Here is a 22,639-nt window from a genome sequence, read left to right on the forward strand (position 1 = left end):
GGCGGCGGGGATAGGCTGCCCCTGCCGGAACAAGCACGAGGGCAGACATGACCCGTCCCACGCTGGGCGCCGTGGCCATCGGCCGCAACGAGGGCGACAGGCTCAAGGCCTGCCTGCGCTCGCTGGTGCCGCTTTGCGAGCGGGTGGTCTATGTGGACAGCGGTTCGGGCGACGACAGCGTCGCCTTCGCCCGCAGCCTAGGCGTCGCCGTGGTCGAGCTGGACACCTCGGTTCCCTTTACCGCCGCCCGCGCCCGCAATGCCGGGGCCGAGGCGCTGCTGGCGGGGGGCGATCTGGACCTGGTGCAATTCGTCGATGGCGACTGCCGGGTCGAGCCGGGCTGGCTGGAGGCCGGCATCGCCGCCCTGCAGGCCGACCCCGGCCTGGGCCTCGTCACCGGCTGGCGGTCCGAGATCCACCCCACCGCCTCGGTCTACAACCAGATGTGCCAGGTGGACTGGCATCGCCCCGCCGGGCCGATCACCACCTGCGGCGGCGACATGATGGTGCGCGCCGCGGCGTTTCGCCAGGTCGGCGGCTTCGACCCGATCGTGATCGCGGCCGAGGACGACGAATTCTGCCTGCGGCTCGGCAAGGCCGGCTGGAGGCTGATGCGCCTGCCGGTGCAGATGACCTGGCACGACGCCGACATGACCCGATTCGGCCAATGGTGGCAGCGCACCATCCGCAACGGCCACGGCTTCGCGCAGGTGGGCGCCATGCATCCGCCGCATTTCAAGCGCGAAAGGCTGCGCGTCTGGGCCTATGGGCTGGCGCTGCCGCTGCTCTTCCTGCTGGGGCTGTTCACCAGCCCCTGGCTTTCGCTGGCGGTGCTGGGGCTTTATGCGCTGTCCTTGTGGAAGACCTGGCGCGGGCTGTGCGGCCAGCCGATGGCGGGCCGGCAGGCGGCGCTGCTGACGCTGGCCAAGATCCCCAACCTTCTGGGAATGCTGACATATTTCCGTCGCCGCCAGCGGGGCGACGCCATGCATATTATCGAGTATAAATAGGAGCTTGCCATGACCTCGGACTTGCGCGTCGGTATCGTCGGGGCCGGCTACATCGCCTCGTGGCACGCCGATGCGATCAAGGCGGCGCCGGGCGCGCGGCTGGTGGCCATCTGCGACCCCGCCCTTGACGCGGCCGAGGCGCTGGCTTCCAGCCATGGCGTCGCCGCCTTTGCCGAGCTGGACCAGATGATCGCGGCCGGGGTCTGCGACGTGGTGCATATCCTGACGCCGCCGAACCTGCACCGCGACCTGGCGGTGAAATGCCTGGGCGCCGGGCTGCATGTGCTGGTCGAGAAACCCGTGGCCCTGTCGGTGGCCGAGATCGACGCGATGGAGGCCGCGGCCCAGGCCGCCGGCCGCCAGCTGGGCGCCTGCCACAACTTCCTGGGCCTGCCGGGTTACGAACGGCTGAAGCGGGCGGTGCAGGCGGGCGACCTGGGCCTGGTCTCCAGCGCGCAGATCAACTGGGCGCTGCCCTTGGTGCCGCTGCGCTCGGGGCCCTACGCGCTGTGGATGCTGCGGCAGACGCAGAACCTGCTGCTGGAGCTTGGCCCGCACCCCTTCTCTTTCGCCGTAGACCTGTTCGGTGCGCTGGAGGTCGAGCATGTCAGCCTGGGCCAATGGATCACCCTGCCCGGCGGCGAGCGGCGGCCGCAAAGCTGGCGCATCCTCGCCCGCGCCGGCAAGGTGGACGTGACCATCGCCCTGTCGCTGGTCGAGACCTTCGACGACCGCTCGGTCATGCTGCGCGGCTCGTCCGGCATGGCGCGGCTGGATTATGCGGCCGATGCGCTGGTGGTCACGCGCGACAATACCGCCGACCTGGTGCTGAACCCGCTGGTCAAGGAACTGTCCCGCGCCGGGGCGCATCTGCACGAGGGCGCGCGGAACGCCCTGCGCCAGGCCGCCTCGCTGAACCAGAAAAGCCCCTATGGGCTGAGCTTCCGCGCCACCGTCGCGGCATTCTACGACGGCATCCGCGCCGGCCGGCCCGACCCGCGCTTTGCCCCCGCCTCGGCCCGCGCGGTGATGCAGGGGATCGAGGATGCGCTGGCCCGCCTGCCCGCCCTGCCCGCGGTTCCGGCCCGGCCCAGCGGCACGCCGCAGCCGCGCGTCATGGTGATCGGCGGCACCGGCTTCATCGGCCGCAACCTGACCCGGCGGCTGGTCCAGCGCGGCCATGACGTGCGCGTGCTGTCGCGCGGCCGCAACGGCCCCTTCCCCGACATCGCCGATCATGTCGAGACGCTGGGCGTCTCGCTGCGCGACGAGGACGGGCTGGCGGCCGCCATGCAGGGCATGGATTGCGTCTTCAACCTGGCGAAATCCACCGACAAGAGCTGGCAGGCGGCGCTGGAAAACGACGTGGCCACGACCGAGCGCATCGGCCGCGCCGCGATCCGCGCCGGCGTCGGGCGGCTGGTCCATACCGGCACCATCGCCTCATACGACATGTCCGACCCCGCCCGCACCATCACCGAGGCCAGCGATTTCGGCCAGATGGACAGCCGCAACATCTATGCGCGGTCCAAGGCCGAGGGCGAGCGGCGGCTGATCGCCATGCAGGCGCAGGGGTTGCGGCTGGTCATCGCCCGGCCCGGCATCGTGCTGGGCGACGGCGGGCCGTTGCAGCATTGGGGCATCGGCCGCTGGCACGGCGCCGGCGCGGTGCGGCTTTGGGGCAACGGCCGCAACATCCTGCCCTTCGTGCTGGCCGACGACGTCTCGGACGGGCTGATCGCGATGATGGAGCGGGACGAGGCCATCGGCGAAAGCTTCAACCTGATCGGCGAGCCGATGTTCTCGGGGCGCGACTATTTCGACGCCATCCACCGCCGCACCGGCGCGCGGCTGAAGGTCAGCGGCTCGAACCTGACCGCGCTTTGGGCGGTCGATGCGGTCAAGCAGGGGCTGAAGCGCCACGCGCTGCGCCGCAAGGGCGCGGCACCCGCCTCGCTGGCGGACTGGAAATCGCGCGGGCACCTGTCGCCCTTTGACAACGCCAAGCCCAAGCGCCTGCTGGGCTGGACGCCGGAAGCCGACCGCGACGCCTTCTGGCGCCGCGCCATCGACGAGGCGCATCTGTTCTGGTGATCAGAGCAGCCCGTCGAGCAGCAGGAAACCCGGCAGCCAGCCGGTGAAGATCCCGGCCAGCAGCGTGACCCAGGCGGTCTGCCGCTGGATCGGGCGGCCAAGTGCCAGCAGTAGGAAATACAGAAACCACAGCACGCCCCAGACAGCCCAGTTCGCCGCCAGCCAAAGCTCAGCCGCGGAGCCGGCCGCCGCAAGCGCGCGCAGGAACACCGGCACCGTCGTCACCGCCACGAACAGGCTGAACCAGCCCAGGCCGCGCCCGTCCGCCCCGCTGAGCCGGTTATAGGCGACCCACAGATAGGTGGTGCAGAACAAGAGGCTCAGCGCGCCGTTGCGGATGCTGGCCGCGCTGGCCCCGGCGCCGAAGGCGTCGTGCAGCACCGCCGCGCCCGAGACCAGCGCGGCGACGATGTTGATGACGACGATCTCGCGATCGGCGATCCGGCCCATCAGCCAGAGCCCGTTCAGAAACAGCACGGCGCCGACATAGAACAGCACGAACCCGGTAAGCATCGGACCTCCTCAGCACGGCTGACCGCGTCTTGGGCAATTGCCCGGAATACGATCAGCCCATGCCTGCCAAGAAGGCAAATCCCGCGCCGGATCAATCGAAATGTTTTCAACGATCCGTAAAAACAGCGTTCGGATTCCTGGCGGTCACAAGCCGGTCAGCGGGTTGGTGCTGACCACCTCCCACACCACTTCCTGCATGCGCCGCGCCAGTTCCGCCGAGGGCGCATCGGCGGGGCTGCCATCGGCGCGCAGCAAGGCATGCGGCAGGCCGACCGGGCTTTGGCCGTAAAGCACCGCATAATGGGTCAGCGCCACCAGGTAGACGCCCAGGTCGTTGGGGTGGATGGGGTCCAGCGTGCCGTCCGGGCTGCGGGCGAACAGATCCTCGCGCGATTGCAGTTCGGCGATGCCGCCCCTGGCCTCGGCCTCGGCCACCAGCCGGGCCATGACCTGCCCGACCGGGATCAGCCAGACCGGCCTGCCGGCGGCGCGGGCGGCGGGCCAGAGCAGGCCGGGCTTCCACATCGTCTCCAGGTCGTCGGGCAGGCGCGACAGCCATTCCGGCTGATCGTCCAGCGCGTGCCAGCTTTCGTAAAGAAAGACCTGCCCGGCCGGATTGCCCGCCGCCGCCTCGGCCGCCCATTTCCCGGCATAGAGGCGGCTTTCCTTGTATTGGATCGCATCCTGCAGCCGCACCATCTCGGTCATGACGAAGGCGTCGTATTCGCCGCTCGCCAGCGCCTGATGCGCGTCGCGATAGCGGGGGGTGGCGTTTTCCTGGGCAAAGCCGTTGATCGCCGCGCCGCCCTGGAAATGCTCGCGCAGCGCGGTGCCCCAGCCCAGCTGCAACGCATAGTCGTGCCCCTGCCCGGCCAGCTGCGCCAGCATCGCCGGCATGTCGCGCCCGACCAGGCTGTGGCCCAGGTGATAGACCCGCAGCGGCCCCTGCGGCAGCGCCCGGCCGGCCTGGTAAAGCGCCTGCACGTCGGCGCCGTCGTCCTGCGCGGCGCCGGCCCTTTGCGCATGGCGCCAATAGAACAGCGCCGCCACCGCGACGACGACCAGCAGGGCAAGCAGGTAACGCATGTCCATCCCTCGTTCCGAACCACGGGCTCAGGGATAGCAAAAAGGCCGCCGCCCCGAAAGGCGGCGGCCGTGTCGGTCCCGTCGGGCGGGGCTTACGCCTCGACCGCGTGGTTCTTGCGGTTCCAGCGGATCGAGGACCAGAACGAGATGCCGATCAGCGTCGCGCCGCCCAGGCCGGTGATGACCTCGGGGATATGCACCAGGGGCTGGACGAACATGATCACCGACAGCGCGATGATGGCATAGAAGGCGCCATGTTCGAGAAAGCGGTATTCGGCCAGGGTGCCGCGCTCGACCAGCATGATGGTCATCGAGCGCACATACATGGCGCCGATGCCCAGGCCGATGGCGATGACGAACAGGTTATGCGTCAGCGCAAAGGCCCCGATCACGCCGTCGAAGCTGAACGAGGCATCCAGCACTTCCAGGTAGAGGAAGGCGCCGATGCCGCCCTTGGCGCCGGCCTGCAGCGCCTCTTGCGAGCTGTCCAGCAGGCCGCCCAGCACCTCGACCAGCAGGAAGGTCAGAAGGCCCCAGATCGCGGAATGGAAGAACACCTGCGAATCGGCCCCTTCCAGGAAGCGCGAGAAGATCAGCACCGTGACCAGCACCACCGCGACCTCGATGCCGCGGACGGTGGCATAGCGCTGCATGCGATGTTCCAGCCAGCGCACCCAATGCACGTCCTTTTCATGGTCGAAGAAGAAGCTCAGGCCGACCATCATCAGGAAGGTGCCGCCGAAGGCCGCGATGGGCAGGTGCGCGTCATGCATGATGCGCGAATATTCGTCGGGCTGGCTTGCGGCCAGGACCATCGCCTGCCAGGGGCCGATATTGGCCGCGACGACCACGATGAGCAGCGGAAAGACGATCCGCATGCCGAAGACGGCGATCAGGATGCCCCAGGTCAGGAAGCGGCGCTGCCACTTCGGGGTCATCTCTTTCAGCTTGTTGGCGTTGACGATGGCGTTGTCGAAGGAAAGCGAGATTTCCAGCACCGCCAGCACGGCGCAGATGAAGAAGATCGTCAGCGTGCCGCCGACGGTTCCGGTGGTCTGCCATCCCAGCAACGCGCCCAGCGCAAGGCCAAGCGCGGTGACGATGAAGGACCATTTGAAATATTGCAGGGTGGGACGATGGGTTCCACTCGTCGAGCCCCCCAAGGGCGGGTTGTTTCCTTGCTGCATGTCAGAACAAGATCCAGGCGGCTGGTCAAAGATCGATGCCGACATCACGAACGTGCCGCCACGTCCGCCAGAGGGGCCCGGCCATCAAACTGCGTTCACGAAGACGCGAACGCGCAAAAGATGGCGAATCCGGGTCACGATTGCAAGGGTTCCGTATCGATCCCGGCATTTTCTTGCACGGACCCGGCCCGCGCCAGCGCCGGCAGGGTGATGCGCGCCAGAAGCCCGCGCCCGCCGGCGCCCTCGTCCAGCGTCAGCCGGCCGCCGAACAGGCTGGCGATCTCCAGCGCCACCGGCAGGCCCAGGCCCATGCCGGGCCCCGAGGTCTCGCCCCGCGCGAATCGGCTGACGGCGGCGGCACGCGCCTCGGCCGGGATGCCGGGGCCGTTGTCCTCGACCTCCAGCACCGCGTCGCCGCCCGCGCGCCCGACGCGCACCGTCACCACCGCCGCGCGGCCCGCATGAAGCAGCGCGTTCGAGATCAGGTTGCTCAGCGCCTCGCCCATCAGCAGCGGCTCGGCCCGGACCGTCACCGGCCCCTCGCCCTCGAAGCCCAGGTCGATGCCGGCCTCGGCGGCGGCGGGGATATGCTCGGCGGTCAGATCGCGGGCCAGCGCCGCCAGGTCCAGCGGCGCGGCCAGCGCCGCGCCCTCGGCGGTATCGACCCGCGCCAGCAGCAGCAGCTGCGCCAGAATGCGCTCGGCATGGGCCACGGCGGCGTCGCCTTTGGCCGCGGCGGCCTGCGCCTCGGGCAGGGTCGCGGCCCGCGCCGCCAGCGCCAGCTGGGTGCGCACCACCGTCAGCGGCGTGCGCAGCTGGTGCCCGGCATTGCCGGTGAAGTTGCGCATCCCGTCCAGCGCCGCGCCCAGCCGCCGCATGAAGCCGTTCACCGTGCCGACCAGCCCGCGCACCTCCGACGGCACCGGCGTTTCGATCGGGCTCAGGTCGTCGGGGTTGCGCGCGGCGATCTCTTCGCTCAGCCGGTAAAGCGGGCGCAGGGACAGCGTCACCGCGATCCAGACGATCAGCGCCGCGCCCGCGATCATCAGCGCCAGCCGCAGGGCCGAGCGCATCAGGATCGCCCGCGTCAGCTCGCGCCGGGCATTGGTGGTCTCGGCCACGGTGACGACGAAGGGCACCTCGTCGATGCCGGTCGAGGCGGCGCGGGCCAGGCTGGCGACCCGCACCGGCTCGCCGCGGAACACGCCGTCGGCATAGGCCGGCTCGCCCCCCGGCCGCGCCGGCGCCATCGGCAGGTCGCCATAGCCGGTGACGATATGGCCGGGCGGACCGTCCACGCGATAGAATACCCGGTCCTGCGCGGCCGAACTCAGCATCTCCAGCGCGCCATAGGGGATCTCGATGGCGATGCGGCCCTGGTCGTCCAGCGAGGCGCGCTCGGCGATCACCAGCGCCGAACCGGCCAGCACCCGGTCGGCCAGCGCATTGGCCATGCGCACCGCCTCGCGCCAGGTGTCGATCAGCGCGGCGGTGCCCAGCGCCAGCGTTCCCATGAGCAGCCAGCCCAGCAGCCGGCGGCGCAGGGAAAACGGCCGCCGGATCACGGCGAGGCCCGGTCGAGGAAATAGCCGATGCCGCGCGCGGTCCTGACCGTCAGCCCGGCGGGCGCCAGTCGCTTGCGCAGCCGGCTGACATATTGCTCGATGGCATTGGCGGACAGGTCGTCCTCGAGCGAGGTCAGCGATTGCACGATCGATTCGCGCGCCACCACCTTGCCGGCGCGCATGATCAGCAGCTCCAGCAGCCCGCGTTCCCGCGCCGGCAGGTCCAGCGGCTGGCCCGCCAGCAGGAAGCTGCGCGCCGCCTGGTCCAGCACCAGGTCGCCGAAGCTGACGGTGGAATTGCGCAAGCCCGCCTGGCGGCGCAGCAGCGAGCGGATGCGGGCCTCGAACTCGCCGATGTCGAAGGGCTTGATGAGATAGTCGTCGGCGCCAAGGTCGAGGCCGCGCACCCGCTCTTCGGGGGCGCCGCGCGCGGTCAGGATCATCACCGCCGCCGGATTGCGCCGCGCCCGCATCGCCCGCAGCACCTCGAGCCCGTCCATCTGCGGCAGGTTCAGGTCCAGGATCACCAGGTCGAAGCTTTCCGCCGCAGCCAGGGCCTCGGCCGAGGCGCCGTCATGGACCACGTCCACCGCATAGCCCGATTGCCGCAGCAGCGCGGTCAGCCCCTCGGCCAGCGACAAATTGTCCTCGACAAGCAGGATGCGCATGGTTCCCCCCTTGGCCGCAACCTAGCGGGGCGCGGCGGGCTTGTGAACGGGCTGCCGCTTTGGCAAAGTCGCCGATCATGCGCCCGCTCGCCCGCCTTTTGCCAGCCATCGCCGCCGCACTCGCGCTGTGGCCGGGCGCGGCATCGGCGCAGGTGACGCTGTTTCCCGCCCCGCAGGGCGATGGGCAGGAGCTGTCGGTCTATTCCTCGCTCGACGACGACCTGGCCGCGCCGCTGGTCGCCGCCTTCCAGAGCCGCCATCCCCGCGTCGCCGTGCGCTACGAGAACCTGCTGACGACCCAGCTGCACGACCGCATCGTCGCCGAGACGCAGGCGGGCGGCGGCACGGCGGATTTCGCCTTTTCCTCGGCCATGGACCTGCAGGTCAAGCTGGCGAACGACGGCTTCGCCCGCCCGGTCGAAACGCCGGACACGCCGGGCTGGCCCGGCTGGGCGAACTGGCGCGACACCGCCTATGCGCTGACCTTCGAGCCGGCGGTCTTTGCCTATCACAAGCCCAGCTTCGCCGATCATCCGCCGCCCGCCACCCGCGCCGACCTGATGCGCTGGATGGCCGAGCATCCGGCCGAGGCGCAGGGCCGGATCGGCACCTATGACGTGGCGCGCTCGGGCGTGGGCTATCTGTTCCTGGCCCGCGACCAGGAGCTTTATCCCGGCATCTGGTCGGTGGTGCAGGCGATGGGCCGGGCGGGGGTGCAGCAATTCCCCACCTCGGCCGAGCTGCTGGAGCGGATCGCCGACGGGCGGCTGGCGGTCGGCTACAACCTGCTCGGCTCTTACGCCGCGGACTGGGCGCGGCGGCATCCCGACCTGGGGGTGATCCTGCCGCGCGACTTCACCGTCGTCGTCTCGCGCGTGGGGCTGGTGCCGGCGGCGGCGCGCCAGCCGGGGCTGGGGACGGATTTCCTGGCCTTCCTGATGTCGCCCGAGGGGCAGAGCCTGCTGTCGCGCACCCTGCGGCTTTCGGCCGTCAGCCTGGAGGTCGCGGGCCAGCCCGGCCCCGCGGGCGGGATGCAGGATCTGGCGGGATTGCGGCTGAAGCCGGTGCCGGTCAGCCCCGGCCTTCTGGCCTATCTGGACCAGGCGACGCGGGCCAAGCTGCTGGCGCGCTGGAACAAGGCGCTGGCCGGGGAATAATTTTCGCCGCGATGTCAGGTCCATGACAGCTTTCTGTGCTGGAAAGGCACGGGGCCCGCCTGCGCGCGGGCTTGCGGAGGACGCCTGCATTCCGGGAGAGATGCAGGCCAGACCCAGAAAATGCGGATAACGGGACCGGCGCGGATGCGTCCGGCCGATGCGGAGGAAGACCATGAAGCAATTCGTTCTCGCCAGCCTGTTCGCGGGGGCCGTCGCGGTCCCGGCCATGGCCGATTACACCATCATCGCCCCGGCCAACCCCGGCGGCGGATGGGACCAGACCGCCCGCACCATGCAGACCGTGATGCAAGAGGAAGGCATCTCGAAATCGGTGCAGGTGCAGAACGTGCCCGGCGCCGGCGGCACCATCGGCCTGGCGCAATTCGCCAGCCAGAACAAGGGCAACCCCGATACGCTGATCGTCGGCGGCTATGTCATGGTCGGGGCGATCCTGACCAACAACTCGCCCGTCTCGCTCAAGGACGTGACCCCCATCGCCCGGCTGACCGGCGAATACGAGGCGATCGTGGTTCCCGCCGCCTCGCCCATCCAGGACATCGCCGGGCTGATCGAGGCGCTGAAGGCCGATCCCGGCGCGGTCAGCTGGGCCGGCGGCTCGGCCGGCGGCACCGACCATATCGCCGTGGGCCTGATCGCCAAGGCGGCCGGCGTCGATCCGACCAAGATCAACTACATCGCCTATTCCGGCGGCGGCGAGGCCCTGGCGGCGATCCTGGGCAACCAGGTGACGGCGGGCATTTCCTCGCTGGGCGAGTTCGAGGCCCAGATCCAGGCCGGCACGCTGCGCCTTCTGGCCGTGACCTCGCCCGAGCGGCTGGAGGGCGTCGATGCGCCCACCCTGCAAGAGGCCGGGCTGGACGTGACGCTGGAGAACTGGCGCATGGTCGCCGCCGCGCCGGGCCTGTCGGACGAGCAGAAGGCCAAGGTCACCGCCGACATCGAGAAGATGGCCAAGTCGGAAAACTGGCAAAAGCAGCTTTCGGACAAGGGCTGGATGGACACCTACCTGGCCGGCCCGGACTTCGAGGCCCAGCTTGAACAGGACGTCACCTCGACCGAGGCGATCCTCAAGGACATCGGTCTGGTGAAATGAGCGGCAACCGCCACGAACCGCCGCGCCGCCGTGATACGGCGGCGCTGATCATCGCCGCCGGGCTGGTGGCGGTCGGCGGCGTGATGCTGTGGGACAGCGCGCGCCTGGCCGACCTGGGCGGCTATTCCGGCGTGGGCCCCGCCAGCGTGCCGCGCGTCGTGGGCTTCGCGCTGATCGGCCTGGCCGCCTGGACCGCCATCGAGGCGCTGCGCGGCGATTTCCCCCAGCGCCCGCCGCAGAACGCCGTGCCGGTCCTGTGGATCGTCGCGGGCCTGGCCGCGCAGCTGATGCTGCTGCATGTCGCGGGCTTTTCCATCGCCACGGGCATCCTCTTCGCCTTTACCGCGCGGGCCTTCGGCAAGCGCAACCTGGCGATGACGATCCCCATCGGCATCGTCTTCGCCTTCGTGGTCTGGGCGATCTTCTCGCAACTTCTGATGCTGCATTTGCCCGCCGGGCCGCTTGAGCATCTGGTCTTTCCGCGGGGCTGAGCCATGAGCGCATTCGAATTCCTGATGCAGGGGCTCGGCACCGCCGCCGACCCGATGATGCTGCTTTACGCGCTGATCGGCGTGACGCTGGGCACCGCGGTCGGCGTGCTGCCCGGCATCGGCCCGGCGCTGACCGTGGCGCTTCTGCTGCCCGTGACCTACCGGCTGGATCCGGCCGGCTCGCTCATCATGTTCGCCGGCATCTATTACGGCGGCATGTATGGCGGCTCGACCACCTCGATCCTGCTGAACACGCCGGGCGAAAGCGCCTCGATCATCACCGCGCTGGAAGGCAACAAGATGGCCCGCAAGGGCCGCGGCGGGCCGGCGCTGGCCACCGCCGCCATCGGCTCGTTCATCGCCGGGCTGATCGCGACGCTGCTGCTGGCCTTCCTTGCGCCCTGGATCGTCAAGGTGGCGCTGGTCTTCGGCCCGCGCGAATATTTCGCGCTGATGGTGCTGGCCTTCGTCACCGTCTCGGCCGCCTTCGGCGATTCGGCGCTGCGCGGGCTGACATCGCTGTTCCTGGGACTGGCGCTGGCCTGCGTCGGCATCGACCAGCTGACCGGCCAGGCGCGGCTGTCCTTCGGCGTGCCCGAGCTGCTGGACGGGATCGAGGTGACGACCATGGCCGTCGCCATGTTCGCCCTGGGCGAGGCGCTGTTCATCGCCGGCCAGCGCCTGCAGGTCGAGGACGAGGTGACGGCCGTCAAGGGCTCGATCTGGATGAGCCGCCGCGACTGGGCGCGGTCGTGGAAGCCCTGGCTGCGCGGCACCTTCATCGGCTTTCCCATCGGCGCCATGCCGGCGGGCGGGGCCGAGATCGGCACCTTCCTGTCCTATGCCACCGAGAAGAAGCTGACCAAGCATCCCGAGGAATTCGGCAACGGCGCCATCGAGGGCGTCGCCGGCCCCGAGGCCGCGAACAACGCCAGCGCGGCCGGCACGCTGGTGCCGCTGCTGACGCTGGGCCTGCCGACCTCGGCCACGGCGGCAATCATGCTGGCCGGCTTCCAGCAGTTCGGGCTGCAGCCCGGCCCGCTGCTGTTCGCCACCAACCCGACGCTGGTCTGGGGGCTGATCGCCAGCCTGCTGATCGCGAACGCCATGCTCCTGGTGCTGAACCTGCCGCTGATCGGGCTGTGGGTGAAGCTGCTGACGGTGCCGAAGCCCTGGCTTTACGCCGGCATCCTGCTGTTCGCGACGCTGGGCACCATCGGCGCCAACCCCTCGGCCTTCGAGCTGGGGATGCTGCTGGGCTTTGGCGTGCTGGGCTATGTGATGCGGCTTTTCGGCTATCCGATCGCGCCGATCGTCGTCGGCCTGATCCTGGGCCCGATGGCCGAGCAGCAGCTGCGCCGGGCGCTGGCGATCAGCCAGGGCGACTGGACGACGCTGGTGCAATCGCCCATCGCCGCGGTGCTTCTGGGCATCGCCGCACTGGCGCTGATCGTGCCGCTGATCCTGCGCGCCCGCGGCAAGGGCGAGGTGCTGAGCCAGCTGGCCGGCGAAGAGGACTGACCCGCCGCCCGGCCCGACAAGGGCCGGGCCCGCCATGTGCTGGCGTCATGGCCGCCTTGCCGTTTTGCCGCGTTGCAGAAAGGCCGGGCGAAGCCCATCTGTCTGTCATCGACATGTTCGATGAAACCTAGAAGACAGGCAGAAAAATGCACCGCGCTTATCATTCCCTCACCTCGGCCCTTTCGACCCTGCGGGCCGCCATCGCCGTCGCCTCGGCGGCCGAAGCGCACCGCCGTCCCGCCGCAGCCGACCTGCGCCGCCTGGGCATCGACGAGACGAAATTCGCCGCGATCCACCTCTGATCCGGGTCGGGCAGGCCGCGCCTGCCCCTGCGTCGAAACGCCCCTGATGCGTTTCGACGCTTTTATCAGGATACCGTCAGGATTTTGTCTATATAGTCTGCTTCGTAGATACGCGAATCAGTGCAGACAGGTATGGAAAGAAACGACAGGCGGCGACCGGCACGAAAAATTCCCGCACCCTCGACTGACCTGCGCGGCGGGTGCGGTTCTGCATGGGCATCCTGATCGTTTCGATGCTGGTGGCGACGCTTTCCGCCCTGGCAGGATGCCTGTTCGGAATTTGCGGCCTGGTCAGCAGCCTGGCGCTCTATGCCGGATCGGGCGTGGCGACGGTCTTCGTCCTGGCCCTGGCGCGCTGCAGATCCGATACGGGCTGACGCCGGCGCCTCGCGGACAAGTCAGGCACCGGCATGCGACTGCCGCGCACCCGGTGCATCAGGGGCGCGCGGCACAGGCTGGTTTACCACAGATGACGGCGTAGCGCGTCGCCTTCCTGCGAGGGGGCGGCCGCATCGCTGCGCGTGTCGGCCACGCCGATGTCGCGCAACAGATGCTCGGGCAGGTCGGCCAGCGCCTTGCGCGTCGCCGGATGATCCAACGCCGCCATCCGGTCCAGGCAGGGCGATAGGCTGGGCTTATCGCCACGCAGCATGGCGAACAGCCGCGACAGGATCGGCAGGAAAGGGCGTTCACGGTCGCATGCAGGATGGTCGGACATTTCAGCCCTCCTTTCAGTGGTCATGGTTGATCCATGACGCGATCATGCTAGTCTGGCGCCGGTTTGACCAACAAAGCCTCGGCAAGCACCCATAAGGCAGCCTTATGTCCATCCCCCCTCTCGCCGCCCTGCGCGCCTTTGAGGCGGTGGCGCGGCACCTGAGCTTTACCCGCGCCGCCGAGGAACTGGGCATGACCCAGGCCGCCGTCAGCTACCAGATCCGCCTGCTCGAGGAGCGGCTGGCGACGCCGCTGTTCCTGCGCAAGCCGCGCGGCATCGTGCTGACCGAGACCGGGGCGCTGTTCGCCCGCCCCACCATCGACGCCTTCGACATGCTGCGCGAGGCTTATGCCGACCCTTCGGCGGATTCGGTCTCGACCCTGTCGATCTCGACCGTGCCGACCTTTGCCGGGGCGTGGCTGTCGCCGCGGCTGGGCAAGTTCCAGATGAACCACCCGAACCTGGCCGTGCGGCTAGAGACCGCCGACAACCTGGTCGATTTCGGGCGCGAGGACATCACCGTCGCGATCCGCGCCGGCGAGGGCGGCTGGCCGGGCCTCGAGGCGCATTGCCTGATGCCCATCGAATACACGCCCATGCTGTCGCCCGAACTGGCAAAAAAGCACGAATTGCGCGAACCGGCCGACCTGCTGAAGCTGCCGCTGCTGGACCGGGTGGACCCGAACTGGGCGGTCTGGATGCGCGAGGCCGGCGTCGATTTCTGGGAAATCCCGCCCAAGCCCGGCCTGACGCTTTCGACCGACCTGCACGAGGCGCGGGCGGCGCTGGAGGGTTATGGCGTCGCGCTGCTGACGCCGCGCTTCTTTCGCTTCGAGCTGGCGACCGGCGGGCTGATCCAGCCCTTCCCGCTGGTGGCGCAGAACGGCCGCAGCTATTGGCTGGTCTATCCCACCGGCCGCCGCAACCGCCCCAGCATCCGCAAGTTCCGCGCCTTCCTGCTGGACGAGATCGCCCGCGATCCCGGCTAGGCCGGCTGCCCGCGCGGCATGTCGGGCAGCGGGAAAATCCGGTCATAGGCGATGTTGAAGACGAAGTTATAGACCAGGTAGAAGGCCACGATGAACAGGTCGAGCAGCAGCGTCTGCCACAGCGTCATGCCCAGGTACCAGGCCATCGGCGGCAGCAGCATGACCAGCAGGCCGCCCTCGAACAGCAGGGTATGCAGCAGCCGGTGATGCAGCGCCTTGCGGGTATGGCCGTGCAGCCAGCGCATCGCATGGTCGAAGCCCAGGTTGAAGACAAAGGTCCAGACCGTCGCCAGCGTCGCCGCCCCCACGCCCACCACGCCCATGTCGAGCAGCGGCTTGTCGTAAAGCCAGGCCGTCGCCGGGGTGATGATGGCCAGTCCGATGGTCTCGAACATCAGCGCATGCCGCACCCGGTCGGGGAAACTGCGCATCGTCATGGTCCGAATCTTTCCGTTGTTGCGTGTTGCGCCGTTTCTATCTTGATTCTCAGCAGAGCAAAGTTAGCTTCCATCTGAAAACGAGATGGATCGATGACCGTATCGCTGGACCAGCTGGAAGCTTTCGTCGCCGCCGCGCAGCACGGCTCGTTCTCGGCCGCGGGGCGGGCGCTGCGCAAGGCGCAATCCGCGATCAGCACCCAGGTCTCGAACCTGGAGGACGACCTGGGCGTCGCGCTGTTCAGCCGCGAGGGGCGCAACCCGGTGCTGACCCCGGCGGGCGAGCGGCTGCTGGCCGAGGCCAGGGTGGTGCTGGACCGCCGCGAACACCTGATCGGCGTCGCCGCCAGCCTGACTGCGCATGTCGAGCATCGGCTGGCCGTCGCCATCGACGAGCTTTACCCCGAACAGCCGCTGGCCACGCTTTTCGCCGATTTCGCCGCGCATTTCCCGCATGTCGAGCTGGAGCTGCTGTTCCCGATGATGGAGGACGTCAGCCGGCTGGTGCTGGACGGCAAGGCCGACATCGGCGTGATGTGGCGCCAGGAAATCCTGCCGACCGAGATCGCCTTTCACACCCTGGGCTGGGTGCCCCTGAAGCTGGTCTGCGGCAAGGACCACCCGCTGGCGAACACGCTGGTCGATTGGGAGGAACTCAAGCGCCACCGCCAGCTGATGGTGGCGGTGCGCAGCGAGGGGCCGGAAAAGCAGCGCCTGCGCACGGCGGCCGAGGTCTGGTGGGTCGAAAGCCACTGGGTGATCCTGCAAATGGTCCGGCAGGGCATCGGCTGGGCGCTGGTCCCGGACCATATCATCGACAACTCTCCGGTCCGCGACGAGCTGGTGACGCCGCCGCTGCAATTCGACGGCGCCGACTGGCCGGTGGCGCTGGAACTGGTCTGGCACAAGCAGCGCCCCAGCGGCCCCGCCGCGCGCTGGCTGCGCGAGCGCTTTGCCGCCATGCGGATCAACGGCCTGCCGGGCCGGGACGCGGTCTAGCGGCCGCGCGCCCGGCAATCCCGATAAAAACCCAAGGTCAAAGCTTGACCCCGTCCCCGCCGGGCATTTACCTGCGCCCGACGATCCGCAGGAGGCAGGGATGTTTGGCAGATTGATCGCAGCGACCGCAACGGCGCTTGTCCTGGGGGCCGCGGCCTGGGCCCAGCCGATGACCATCGCCCATTCCCAGGGCGAAACGGTTCTGCCGGCGCCGCCCGAAAAGGTGCTGATCCTGGACATCAACGCGCTGGACATCGCCCATGCCCTGGGCGCGCAGCCGGCCGGCGTGCTGGGCAGCAACCTGCCGGATTACCTGCAGGACTATGCCGACCCCCTGCCCAAGGTCGGCACGATCTTCGAGCCGGATTACGAGGCCATCGCCGCCTCGGACGCCGCGCTGATGATCGTCGGCACCCGCACCGCACCGGCCTATGCGGAAATGTCGCGGATCCTGCCGACCGTGGACCTGAGCCTGGGCGACGACCTCTTCACCTCGGTCCGCGGCAATGTCGAGACGCTGGGCCGGATCTTCGGCAAGCCCGAGCAGGCGGCCCGGATGGTCGAGGCGCTGGACGCCAAGATCGCGCATCTGAAGGAAATCGCGCCGAAGGCCGGAACCGCGCTGATCCTGGTCACGAACGGCGGCAAGCTGGGCGCCTATGGGCCCAAGTCGCGGGTGGGCTGGATCCACAGCCAGCTGGGCTTTGCCACCGTCGCCCCGGACATCGACGACCGCTTCCACGGCGGCGACGTGATCTCGTTCGAATATATCCTGGAACGCGACCCCGACTGGATCTTCGTCATCGACCGCGATGCCGGCGTGGGCGAGGCGGGCGCGGGCGCCCGCGCCGCGCTGGACAATCCGCTGATGGCGCGGACCAGGGCGGTGCGGGACGGGCATGTCGTGCATCTGGACCCGCATGCCGCCTATATCGCCTTCGGCGGCTATACCGCGCTGAACCGGCTGCTGGACCAGCTGACCGAGGCGCTGGCGGCGCGATCCTGAGATGTCCCGGCTTGCGGCAGCGGTGGCCCTGACCGCCGGGCTTGCGCTGGCAAGCCTGTTCGTCGGCGTGTCCCATGTCAGCCTGCGCGGCATCCTGGCGGGGCAGGAGCTCGACTGGCTGGTGCTGGTCGAAAGCCGGCTGCCGCGGATGCTGGCCCTGCTGCTGTCGGGCGCCTCGATGGCGATCGCCGGGCTGCTGACGCAGATCGTGATCCGCAACCGCTTCGTCGAGCCGGCCAATACCGGCACGATGGAATCGGCGGGGCTGGGGCTGCTGGTGATGACGCTGGTCGCGCCCGGCGCGCCGATCATCGCCAAGATGGCCGCCGGCGCGGGCTTTGCCATGGCGGGCACGGCGCTGTTCCTGGCCATCCTGCGCCGCGTGCCGCTGCGCGACCCGATGCTGGTGCCGCTGGTCGGCATCCTGCTGAGCGGGGTGATCTATGCCGGCACCGCCTTTGTCGCCTATCGCTTCGACCTGATCCAGACCGTGCTGGCCTGGACCCAGGGCGACCTGTCGGGCGTGCTGCGCGGCCGCTATGAACTCTTGTGGCTGGGCGCGGCCATGGCCGCCCTTGCCTGGCTGGCCGCAAACCGCTTTACCGTCGCCGGGCTGGGCCGGGACATCGCCAGCTCGCTGGGCCTTGCGCATGGGCGGGTGGTGGCGCTGGGGCTGGCCATCGTCGCGCTGGTCACGGCGGTCGTGGTGGTGACGGTGGGGATGATCCCCTTCCTGGGGCTGATCGTGCCGAACATCGTCAGCCTGGCGCTTGGCGACAACATGCGCCGGGCGGTGCCCTGGGTCGCGGTCTCGGGCGCGGCGCTGGTCCTGGCCTGCGACATCCTGGGCCGGGTGATCCGCGCGCCCTACGAGGTGCCCCTGGGCACGGTGCTGGGCGTGCTGGGCAGCGGCGTCTTCCTGGTCCTGATCCTGCGGAGCCGCGACCGTGCCGCATGAGCGCCGCGCCAGGCTGGCCCTGCTGGTCCTGGGCCTGCTGGCCCTGAGTGCGATCCTGGCCTTCATGACGCTGGGCGCGCGCGGCAACTGGGGCTTCGTGCTGCCGTTTCGCGGCAGGAAACTGCTGGGCCTGCTGCTGGTCGGCCATGCCGTCGCCTGCTCGACGGTGCTGTTCCAGACCGTGACGGCGAACCGCATCCTGACCCCGGCGATCATGGGCTTCGATTCGCTTTTCGTGCTGTGCAGCACCGTGCTGGTGGCGCTGTTCGGCTCGGCCGCGGTGGCGGGGCTGGACCCGCGGCTGGTCTTCGGCCTCAACGTCCTGCTGATGGTCGGGGCCTCGATGGCGCTTTACCTGTGGCTTTTCGGCGGCGAAGAGCGCAGCCTGCACCGCCTGCTGCTGATCGGCGTGGTCTTCGGCATCTTCCTGCGCATGCTGGCGGAATTCGTTCAGCGCCTGCTGGACCCGAACGAGTTCATGGTGCTGTCCGACATGCTGTTCGCCAGCTTCGGCACCATCCCCCCGACGCTCCTGGGCATCGCCGCCGCCGCGGTCGCGGGGGTGACGCTGTGGCTGGTCCCGCGCCTGTCGCGGCTGGACGTCATCGCGCTTGGCCGGCCGGTGGCGGTGAACCTGGGCATCCGCTGGCGGTCCGAGGTGCTCTCGGTGCTGGCGGCGGTTTCGGTCCTGGTCGCGGTCTCGGCGGCGCTGGTCGGGCCGGTGCTGTTCTTCGGCCTGATCGCGGCCAGCCTGGCGCATCTGGCGGTCGGGCAATCGGCGCATCGCTACCTGCTGCCCGCCGCCTCGCTGGTCGGCATCATCTTGCTGGTCGGCGGCCAGACCGTGCTGGAGCGGGTCTTTGCCTTCAACACCGCGCTTGGCATCCTGGTCGAATTCGCCGGCGGCATCACCTTCATCGCGCTATTGATCGGAAAGGGCCGCCGATGATCGAGATCAGCAACCTCTGCAAGAGCTATGGCGCGACACCCGTGCTGCACGACGTGTCGCTGAGCCTGCCAAGGGGCGGGATCACTTCGCTGATCGGGCCGAACGGGGCGGGGAAATCCACGCTGCTGTCGCTGATCGCCCGGCTGATCGCACCGGATTCGGGCAGCGTGACGGTGGACGGGCTGGACGTGACCCGCGCACCCGGCCCGGTGCTGGCGCGGCGGCTGGCGATCCTGCGGCAGGAAAACCACCTCGTCGCCCGGCTGACCGTGCGCGAACTGGTGGGCTTCGGCCGCTTCCCGCATTCCGCCGGCCGGCTGACGCCCCAGGACCGCGCCGCCATCGACCGGGCGCTGGACTATCTGGAGCTGGCGCCGCTGGCCGACCGCTTCATCGACCAGCTGTCGGGCGGGCAGCGCCAGCGTGCCTTCGTCGCCATGGTGCTGGCGCAGGACACCGACTATCTGCTGCTGGACGAGCCGCTGAACAACCTGGACATGAAGCACGCCCAGGCGATGATGCGGCTGCTGGCCAGCGCCGCGCGGGAACTGGGCAAGACGGTGATCGTGGTGCTGCACGACATCAACTTCGCCTCGTGCCATTCCGACCGCATCGTCGCCATGCGGCAGGGCCGCATCTTCGCCGCCGGCACCCCGGCCCAGATCGTCACCCCCGACCTGCTGGGCGAGCTTTACGAGATGCAGATCGCCGTGCGCGAGATCGACGGGCAACGCATCGCGCTTTTCTACGGATGAGTCTAAACATGCAGTTGCATGTTTGAACCGGAACCGCTATCCGGCGGTGGAAAAGCCAGGGCCGCGGGCCTCAGCCAGCCTTTCCCGGAACGGAGCTTGCTGATGGCCGCACCCTTTTCCCCCCGCCTGATCATGGCCGCCACCGCGGCGCTTGCCCTGCCCGCCGCGGCCCAGGAGACGGCAGAGACAGTGGTCCTGCTGGACCCGATCACCCTGCAGGCGCTGGATGCCGACGGCAGCGCCGCCGACCGCGGCGCCAGCCAATATGTCGCTGCGGCCGAGCTGGAGCGGGCGCGGATGGGCGATCTGAAGGATCTGTTCACCGGCATCGCCTCGGTCTCGGTCGGGGGCGCGATCCCGGTGGCGCAAAAGATCTTCATCAACGGCGTGGACATGCTGAACCTGTCGGTGACGGTGGACGGGGTCGAACAGAACAACCGCGCCTTCCACCATGTCAGCGCCAATGCCATCGACCCCGGCCTGCTGAAATTCGTCCGCGTCGATGCCGGCGTGGCGGCGGCGGATGCCGGCCCGCATGCCGTCGCCGGCGCCGTGGTGATGGAGACGGTGGACGCCGCCGACATCCTCGAGGACGGGCGCAGCTTCGGCGGCAACATCCGCCTGTCCTATGGCGACAACGGCCGGACCTTCGGCCGTGCGGCGACGCTGGCCGGGCAGGCGGGCGGCTTCGAATGGCTGGGCTATCTGAAATCCGCGACCGGCGACGACTACAAGGCCGCCGGCGGCGACAGGATCACCGGCTCGGCCGCCGACCTGCAAAGCGCGCTGCTGAAGCTGGCCTACGAGACGCCCGATGGCCACCGGATCGAGCTGTCCGGCCAGCGGCTGCACGACGATGCGCTGCGCCCCTATCGCGCCAACATCGGCCATATCGAGGGCGGCAGCCCGGTCCCCGAACTGCGCCGCTACGACACCACCCGAACCAGCTGGTCGCTGTCCTATGAAAACACCCAGGCCGAGGGCTTCTGGGATCCCCGATTCGTCATCGGCCGCTCGGAAAGCCGGGTGCACGTCGACCAGCCGACCGCTGCGCCGCCCTATGTCAGCAAAGGCGACAGCGACACCTTCTCGGCCAAGCTGGAGAACCGCTTCCACCTGAACGACGCCGACAGCGTGACGGCGGGGATCGACTGGTACGACCGTTCAAGCACCTACAGCGATCCCGCCAGTGCGCTGGACGAGAACGCCCGCAACATCGGGCTTTACGCCCAGGCCCGGCTCGAGCCGGTCGAGCGGCTGGACCTGTCCTTCGGCCTGCGCTGGGACCGGCAGGAGTTTACCGGCACCAGCGGCTGGAAGGACCGGAACTCCGGCTTCAGCGGCAATGCCTCGGTCGCCTATGGCGTCACCGATGCGCTGGTGCTGCGCGCCGGGGCCTCGACCGTCTTCGGCGGCATCGCCATCGAGGACAACTACATCTTCAACGGCGCCTGGGACTACGACGTGCTGCGGCCGGCGCGCGCGCGCAACTATACGCTGGGCTTCGACTATCAGGCCGGCGACCTGCGGCTGGATGGCGAGCTGTTCCTGACCCAGGTCGACAACGCCCGCGGCGGGGCCTATGCCGGCATCGAGAATTTCGACTTCGAAAGCCGGGGCTACAACCTGGGCCTGGGCTATGGCTGGGACGGCGGCTATCTGCGCGCCAGCATGTCGGACAGCCGGGTCAGCGTGAACGGCGACCCGGCCTCCAGCTACCAGGCGCTGGATTTCGGCGCGCCGCTGGGCCGGGTGTTTTCCATCGAGGCGCAGCACACGCCGCTGGGCAGCCCCTTCACCTATGGCGGCAGCATCGAGGCGGCGGCGAAATACGACCGCATCGAGGGCGATTCCGACCGCACCATCCCCGGCTATGCCGTGCTGAACCTGTTCGCGGAATACGCGCCGACCGCGGTGCCGGGGCTGGTGTTGCGGGCCGAGGTCGCGAATCTCTTCGACAAGGATTACGCCGACCGCGCCACCTATGGCGGCGACTATGCCACCGTCACCCCGCTGCGCGAGCCGGGGCGCACCCTTTCGCTGGTGGCGACGAAACGGTTCTGACGGGCCGTCCCGCCGGTCAGCGGTAAAGCCGGTTCAGCACCCGCACCAGGTCATAGGCCTCGTCCGTGGTCAGGGCGGGGGCGAAGGCGGACTGGATCTTGTCGACATAGATCTGCCAGATCCGCGCCGGCAGGCCCCTGCCCGCCTCGGCGATGTAAAGGATCTGCCCGCGCCCGGCGCCACCCGCCGCGGCGCGCCGGATCAGGCCCGCCTTCTCGATCCGGGCGACATGGCGCGACAGCGCATATTGCGGCACGAAAAGCCGCCGCTCCAGCACCTGCATCTGCACGCCGGCCTCGCCCGCCTCCTCGGTGGCCAGCAGGATCTCGTACCAGATCGGGTCGGCGATGCCGACCTCGCGCAGCGCCTTCTCGATCTGCGGCATCAGGGTGCGATGGATGCGCAGGATGGCGAAGAAGACCCGGTTATAGGCGGTCCGCGGGTCGTCGTCGCCGAATTGCGGCTGGGCGTCGGAGTTGGTCGTCACGGTCAGGGCAAGCTCCCGGAGGAATGGCGTCGGCTGCCCCTGCCTAGTCGAGAACACGGGGCCATGCCAACCGCCCCCTTCCCGCGCCGGGCCCGGCCCGCGGGCGCCCGCATCAGCCCTGGCCCGTCGCCTGCCGCCGCGCCGCAAAGGCCGCCTCCAGCCGCTTGCGGTGGGCGCGGGGCACGGTGACGGTGGTCCCGTTCCACAGCGTCAGCAGCAGCCGGCTGTCGGGCAGCGGCGCATGCTCGACGATGGCGTCGTAGCTCAGCCAATAAGAGCGATGCACCCGCATCCCCGCATCCTCGGGCAGTTGCGTGACCGCGTCCGACAGGCGATAGCGCACCAGCACCTCCTGCTCCTTGGTGACGACGCGGATGTAATGCTCCTCGGCCCGGATCAGCCGCAGGGCGGTGATGGGCCAGCTGTAGCTGCCGAATCGCACCGCGCGGGGCGGAGGCGGCACCGGCGGCTGCGGCGGCCGCGGCGGCTGCCGCAGTATCGGCACCGGCAGGTGACGCGTCATCGGCGCCGGCAGCGGTGCAGCCTGCGGCGCCTCGGGCGGCTGCGGG

General features: G+C 69.3%; 24 protein-coding genes. 15 read left to right on the top strand and 9 right to left on the bottom strand.

Translation table 11 applies throughout. The annotated features are described in order from the left end of the window. Positions 1 to 47: 47 nt before the first annotated feature. The gene (locus FE811_RS04125; RefSeq protein WP_116221843.1) at positions 48 to 1,010 is read left to right on the top strand and encodes a glycosyltransferase family 2 protein; all 963 of its coding nucleotides are present in this window, start codon (positions 48 to 50) and stop codon (positions 1,008 to 1,010) included. Positions 1,011 to 1,019: 9 nt separating this feature from the next. Continuing rightward, positions 1,020 to 3,104, top strand: coding sequence for an NAD-dependent epimerase/dehydratase family protein (locus FE811_RS04130; RefSeq protein WP_116221842.1), 2,085 nt, complete (start codon positions 1,020 to 1,022; stop codon positions 3,102 to 3,104). Here the strand turns inward: FE811_RS04130 and FE811_RS04135 are convergent, their stop codons facing one another. The 5 genes from FE811_RS04135 to FE811_RS04155 form a co-directional block, all read right to left on the bottom strand. Beyond that, a complete protein-coding gene (locus FE811_RS04135; RefSeq protein ID WP_036749893.1) occupies positions 3,105 to 3,617 on the bottom strand; it encodes an AmiS/UreI family transporter in 513 nt (170 codons plus the stop codon). Positions 3,618 to 3,761: 144 nt separating this feature from the next. Next, complete coding sequence (locus tag FE811_RS04140) at positions 3,762 to 4,703, bottom strand: hypothetical protein (protein ID WP_072463577.1); 942 nt, start codon at positions 4,701 to 4,703, stop codon at positions 3,762 to 3,764. A 92-nt stretch (positions 4,704 to 4,795) separates the two neighbouring features. Continuing rightward, positions 4,796 to 5,890, bottom strand: coding sequence for a DUF475 domain-containing protein (locus FE811_RS04145; protein WP_116221841.1), 1,095 nt, complete (start codon positions 5,888 to 5,890; stop codon positions 4,796 to 4,798). 134 nt (positions 5,891 to 6,024) lie between these two features. Further along, positions 6,025 to 7,455: a sensor histidine kinase gene (locus tag FE811_RS28615; protein ID WP_116221840.1), complete on the bottom strand. Its 1,431-nt coding sequence runs from the start codon at positions 7,453 to 7,455 to the stop codon at positions 6,025 to 6,027. Further along, positions 7,452 to 8,123 carry a response regulator transcription factor gene (locus tag FE811_RS04155; RefSeq protein ID WP_036749890.1) on the bottom strand — a complete coding sequence of 224 codons (672 nt, stop codon included), beginning with the start codon at positions 8,121 to 8,123 and terminating at the stop codon, positions 7,452 to 7,454. The genes FE811_RS28615 and FE811_RS04155 overlap by 4 nt, the downstream gene beginning before the upstream one ends. Before the next feature lie 77 nt (positions 8,124 to 8,200). Between FE811_RS04155 and FE811_RS04160 the strand changes: the two genes are divergently transcribed. From FE811_RS04160 to FE811_RS27345, 6 genes are all read left to right on the top strand, one after another. Next, on the top strand, positions 8,201 to 9,280 hold the full coding sequence (locus FE811_RS04160) for an ABC transporter substrate-binding protein (protein ID WP_244295152.1): 1,080 nt from the start codon (positions 8,201 to 8,203) through the stop codon (positions 9,278 to 9,280). A 172-nt stretch (positions 9,281 to 9,452) separates the two neighbouring features. Further along, on the top strand, positions 9,453 to 10,394 hold the full coding sequence (locus FE811_RS04165) for a tripartite tricarboxylate transporter substrate binding protein (protein ID WP_036749889.1): 942 nt from the start codon (positions 9,453 to 9,455) through the stop codon (positions 10,392 to 10,394). Continuing rightward, positions 10,391 to 10,885, top strand: coding sequence for a tripartite tricarboxylate transporter TctB family protein (locus tag FE811_RS04170; protein WP_036749888.1), 495 nt, complete (start codon positions 10,391 to 10,393; stop codon positions 10,883 to 10,885). The genes FE811_RS04165 and FE811_RS04170 overlap by 4 nt, the downstream gene beginning before the upstream one ends. A 3-nt stretch (positions 10,886 to 10,888) precedes the next feature. Further along, entirely contained in the window at positions 10,889 to 12,406 is a 1,518-nt protein-coding gene (locus FE811_RS04175) for a tripartite tricarboxylate transporter permease (protein WP_116221838.1), read from the top strand. A 146-nt stretch (positions 12,407 to 12,552) separates the two neighbouring features. After that, positions 12,553 to 12,708 (top strand): hypothetical protein, encoded by a 156-nt coding sequence (locus FE811_RS27340; RefSeq protein WP_166435514.1) that lies wholly within the window; start codon positions 12,553 to 12,555, stop codon positions 12,706 to 12,708. A gap of 212 nt (positions 12,709 to 12,920) precedes the next feature. Beyond that, positions 12,921 to 13,085 carry a hypothetical protein gene (locus FE811_RS27345; protein WP_157034044.1) on the top strand — a complete coding sequence of 55 codons (165 nt, stop codon included), beginning with the start codon at positions 12,921 to 12,923 and terminating at the stop codon, positions 13,083 to 13,085. 83 nt (positions 13,086 to 13,168) lie between these two features. Here FE811_RS27345 and FE811_RS04180 read toward each other — a convergent pair whose 3' ends face one another. Then, positions 13,169 to 13,426, bottom strand: coding sequence for a DUF1127 domain-containing protein (locus FE811_RS04180; protein ID WP_036749884.1), 258 nt, complete (start codon positions 13,424 to 13,426; stop codon positions 13,169 to 13,171). 104 nt (positions 13,427 to 13,530) lie between these two features. Here FE811_RS04180 and FE811_RS04185 point away from each other — a divergent pair, with 104 nt between their 5' ends. Then, positions 13,531 to 14,415 carry a LysR substrate-binding domain-containing protein gene (locus FE811_RS04185; RefSeq protein WP_114535174.1) on the top strand — a complete coding sequence of 295 codons (885 nt, stop codon included), beginning with the start codon at positions 13,531 to 13,533 and terminating at the stop codon, positions 14,413 to 14,415. Here the strand turns inward: FE811_RS04185 and FE811_RS04190 are convergent. Beyond that, positions 14,412 to 14,852, bottom strand: a complete 441-nt coding sequence (locus FE811_RS04190; protein ID WP_072463557.1) for a PACE efflux transporter — start codon at positions 14,850 to 14,852, stop codon at positions 14,412 to 14,414. The genes FE811_RS04185 and FE811_RS04190 overlap by 4 nt on opposite strands. Positions 14,853 to 14,945: 93 nt before the next feature. Here FE811_RS04190 and FE811_RS04195 point away from each other — a divergent pair, with 93 nt between their 5' ends. The 6 genes from FE811_RS04195 to FE811_RS04220 all read left to right on the top strand — a co-directional run bounded on the left by FE811_RS04195 (position 14,946) and on the right by FE811_RS04220 (position 21,583). Further along, positions 14,946 to 15,851: a LysR family transcriptional regulator gene (locus FE811_RS04195; protein WP_036749878.1), complete on the top strand. Its 906-nt coding sequence runs from the start codon at positions 14,946 to 14,948 to the stop codon at positions 15,849 to 15,851. A gap of 100 nt (positions 15,852 to 15,951) precedes the next feature. Beyond that, positions 15,952 to 16,857: a siderophore ABC transporter substrate-binding protein gene (locus tag FE811_RS04200; RefSeq protein WP_116221836.1), complete on the top strand. Its 906-nt coding sequence runs from the start codon at positions 15,952 to 15,954 to the stop codon at positions 16,855 to 16,857. Between the two features lies 1 nt (position 16,858). Further along, positions 16,859 to 17,815, top strand: coding sequence for an ABC transporter permease (locus tag FE811_RS04205; protein ID WP_116221835.1), 957 nt, complete (start codon positions 16,859 to 16,861; stop codon positions 17,813 to 17,815). Further along, the gene (locus FE811_RS04210; RefSeq protein WP_116221834.1) at positions 17,805 to 18,764 is read left to right on the top strand and encodes an iron chelate uptake ABC transporter family permease subunit; all 960 of its coding nucleotides are present in this window, start codon (positions 17,805 to 17,807) and stop codon (positions 18,762 to 18,764) included. Before FE811_RS04205 ends, FE811_RS04210 begins: the two co-directional genes overlap by 11 nt. After that, positions 18,761 to 19,519, top strand: coding sequence for an ABC transporter ATP-binding protein (locus FE811_RS04215; RefSeq protein WP_114535171.1), 759 nt, complete (start codon positions 18,761 to 18,763; stop codon positions 19,517 to 19,519). The genes FE811_RS04210 and FE811_RS04215 overlap by 4 nt, the downstream gene beginning before the upstream one ends. 102 nt (positions 19,520 to 19,621) lie before the next feature. Continuing rightward, a complete protein-coding gene (locus FE811_RS04220; RefSeq protein WP_116221833.1) occupies positions 19,622 to 21,583 on the top strand; it encodes a TonB-dependent siderophore receptor in 1,962 nt (653 codons plus the stop codon). A 16-nt stretch (positions 21,584 to 21,599) separates the two neighbouring features. On the opposite strand, the gene FE811_RS04225 is transcribed toward FE811_RS04220, so the two are convergent. Together FE811_RS04225 and FE811_RS04230 are read right to left on the bottom strand one after the other, a co-directional pair. Then, positions 21,600 to 22,070 carry a MarR family winged helix-turn-helix transcriptional regulator gene (locus FE811_RS04225; RefSeq protein ID WP_244295150.1) on the bottom strand — a complete coding sequence of 157 codons (471 nt, stop codon included), beginning with the start codon at positions 22,068 to 22,070 and terminating at the stop codon, positions 21,600 to 21,602. A gap of 112 nt (positions 22,071 to 22,182) precedes the next feature. Next, positions 22,183 to 22,639 (bottom strand): LytTR family DNA-binding domain-containing protein (locus FE811_RS04230; protein WP_219848865.1); only part of this gene is annotated, 457 nt, incomplete at its 5' end.

Origin of the sequence: Paracoccus sp. FO-3 (assembly GCF_006386455.1) — a bacterium.
GTDB classification, from domain to species: Bacteria; Pseudomonadota; Alphaproteobacteria; order Rhodobacterales; family Rhodobacteraceae; genus Paracoccus; species Paracoccus versutus.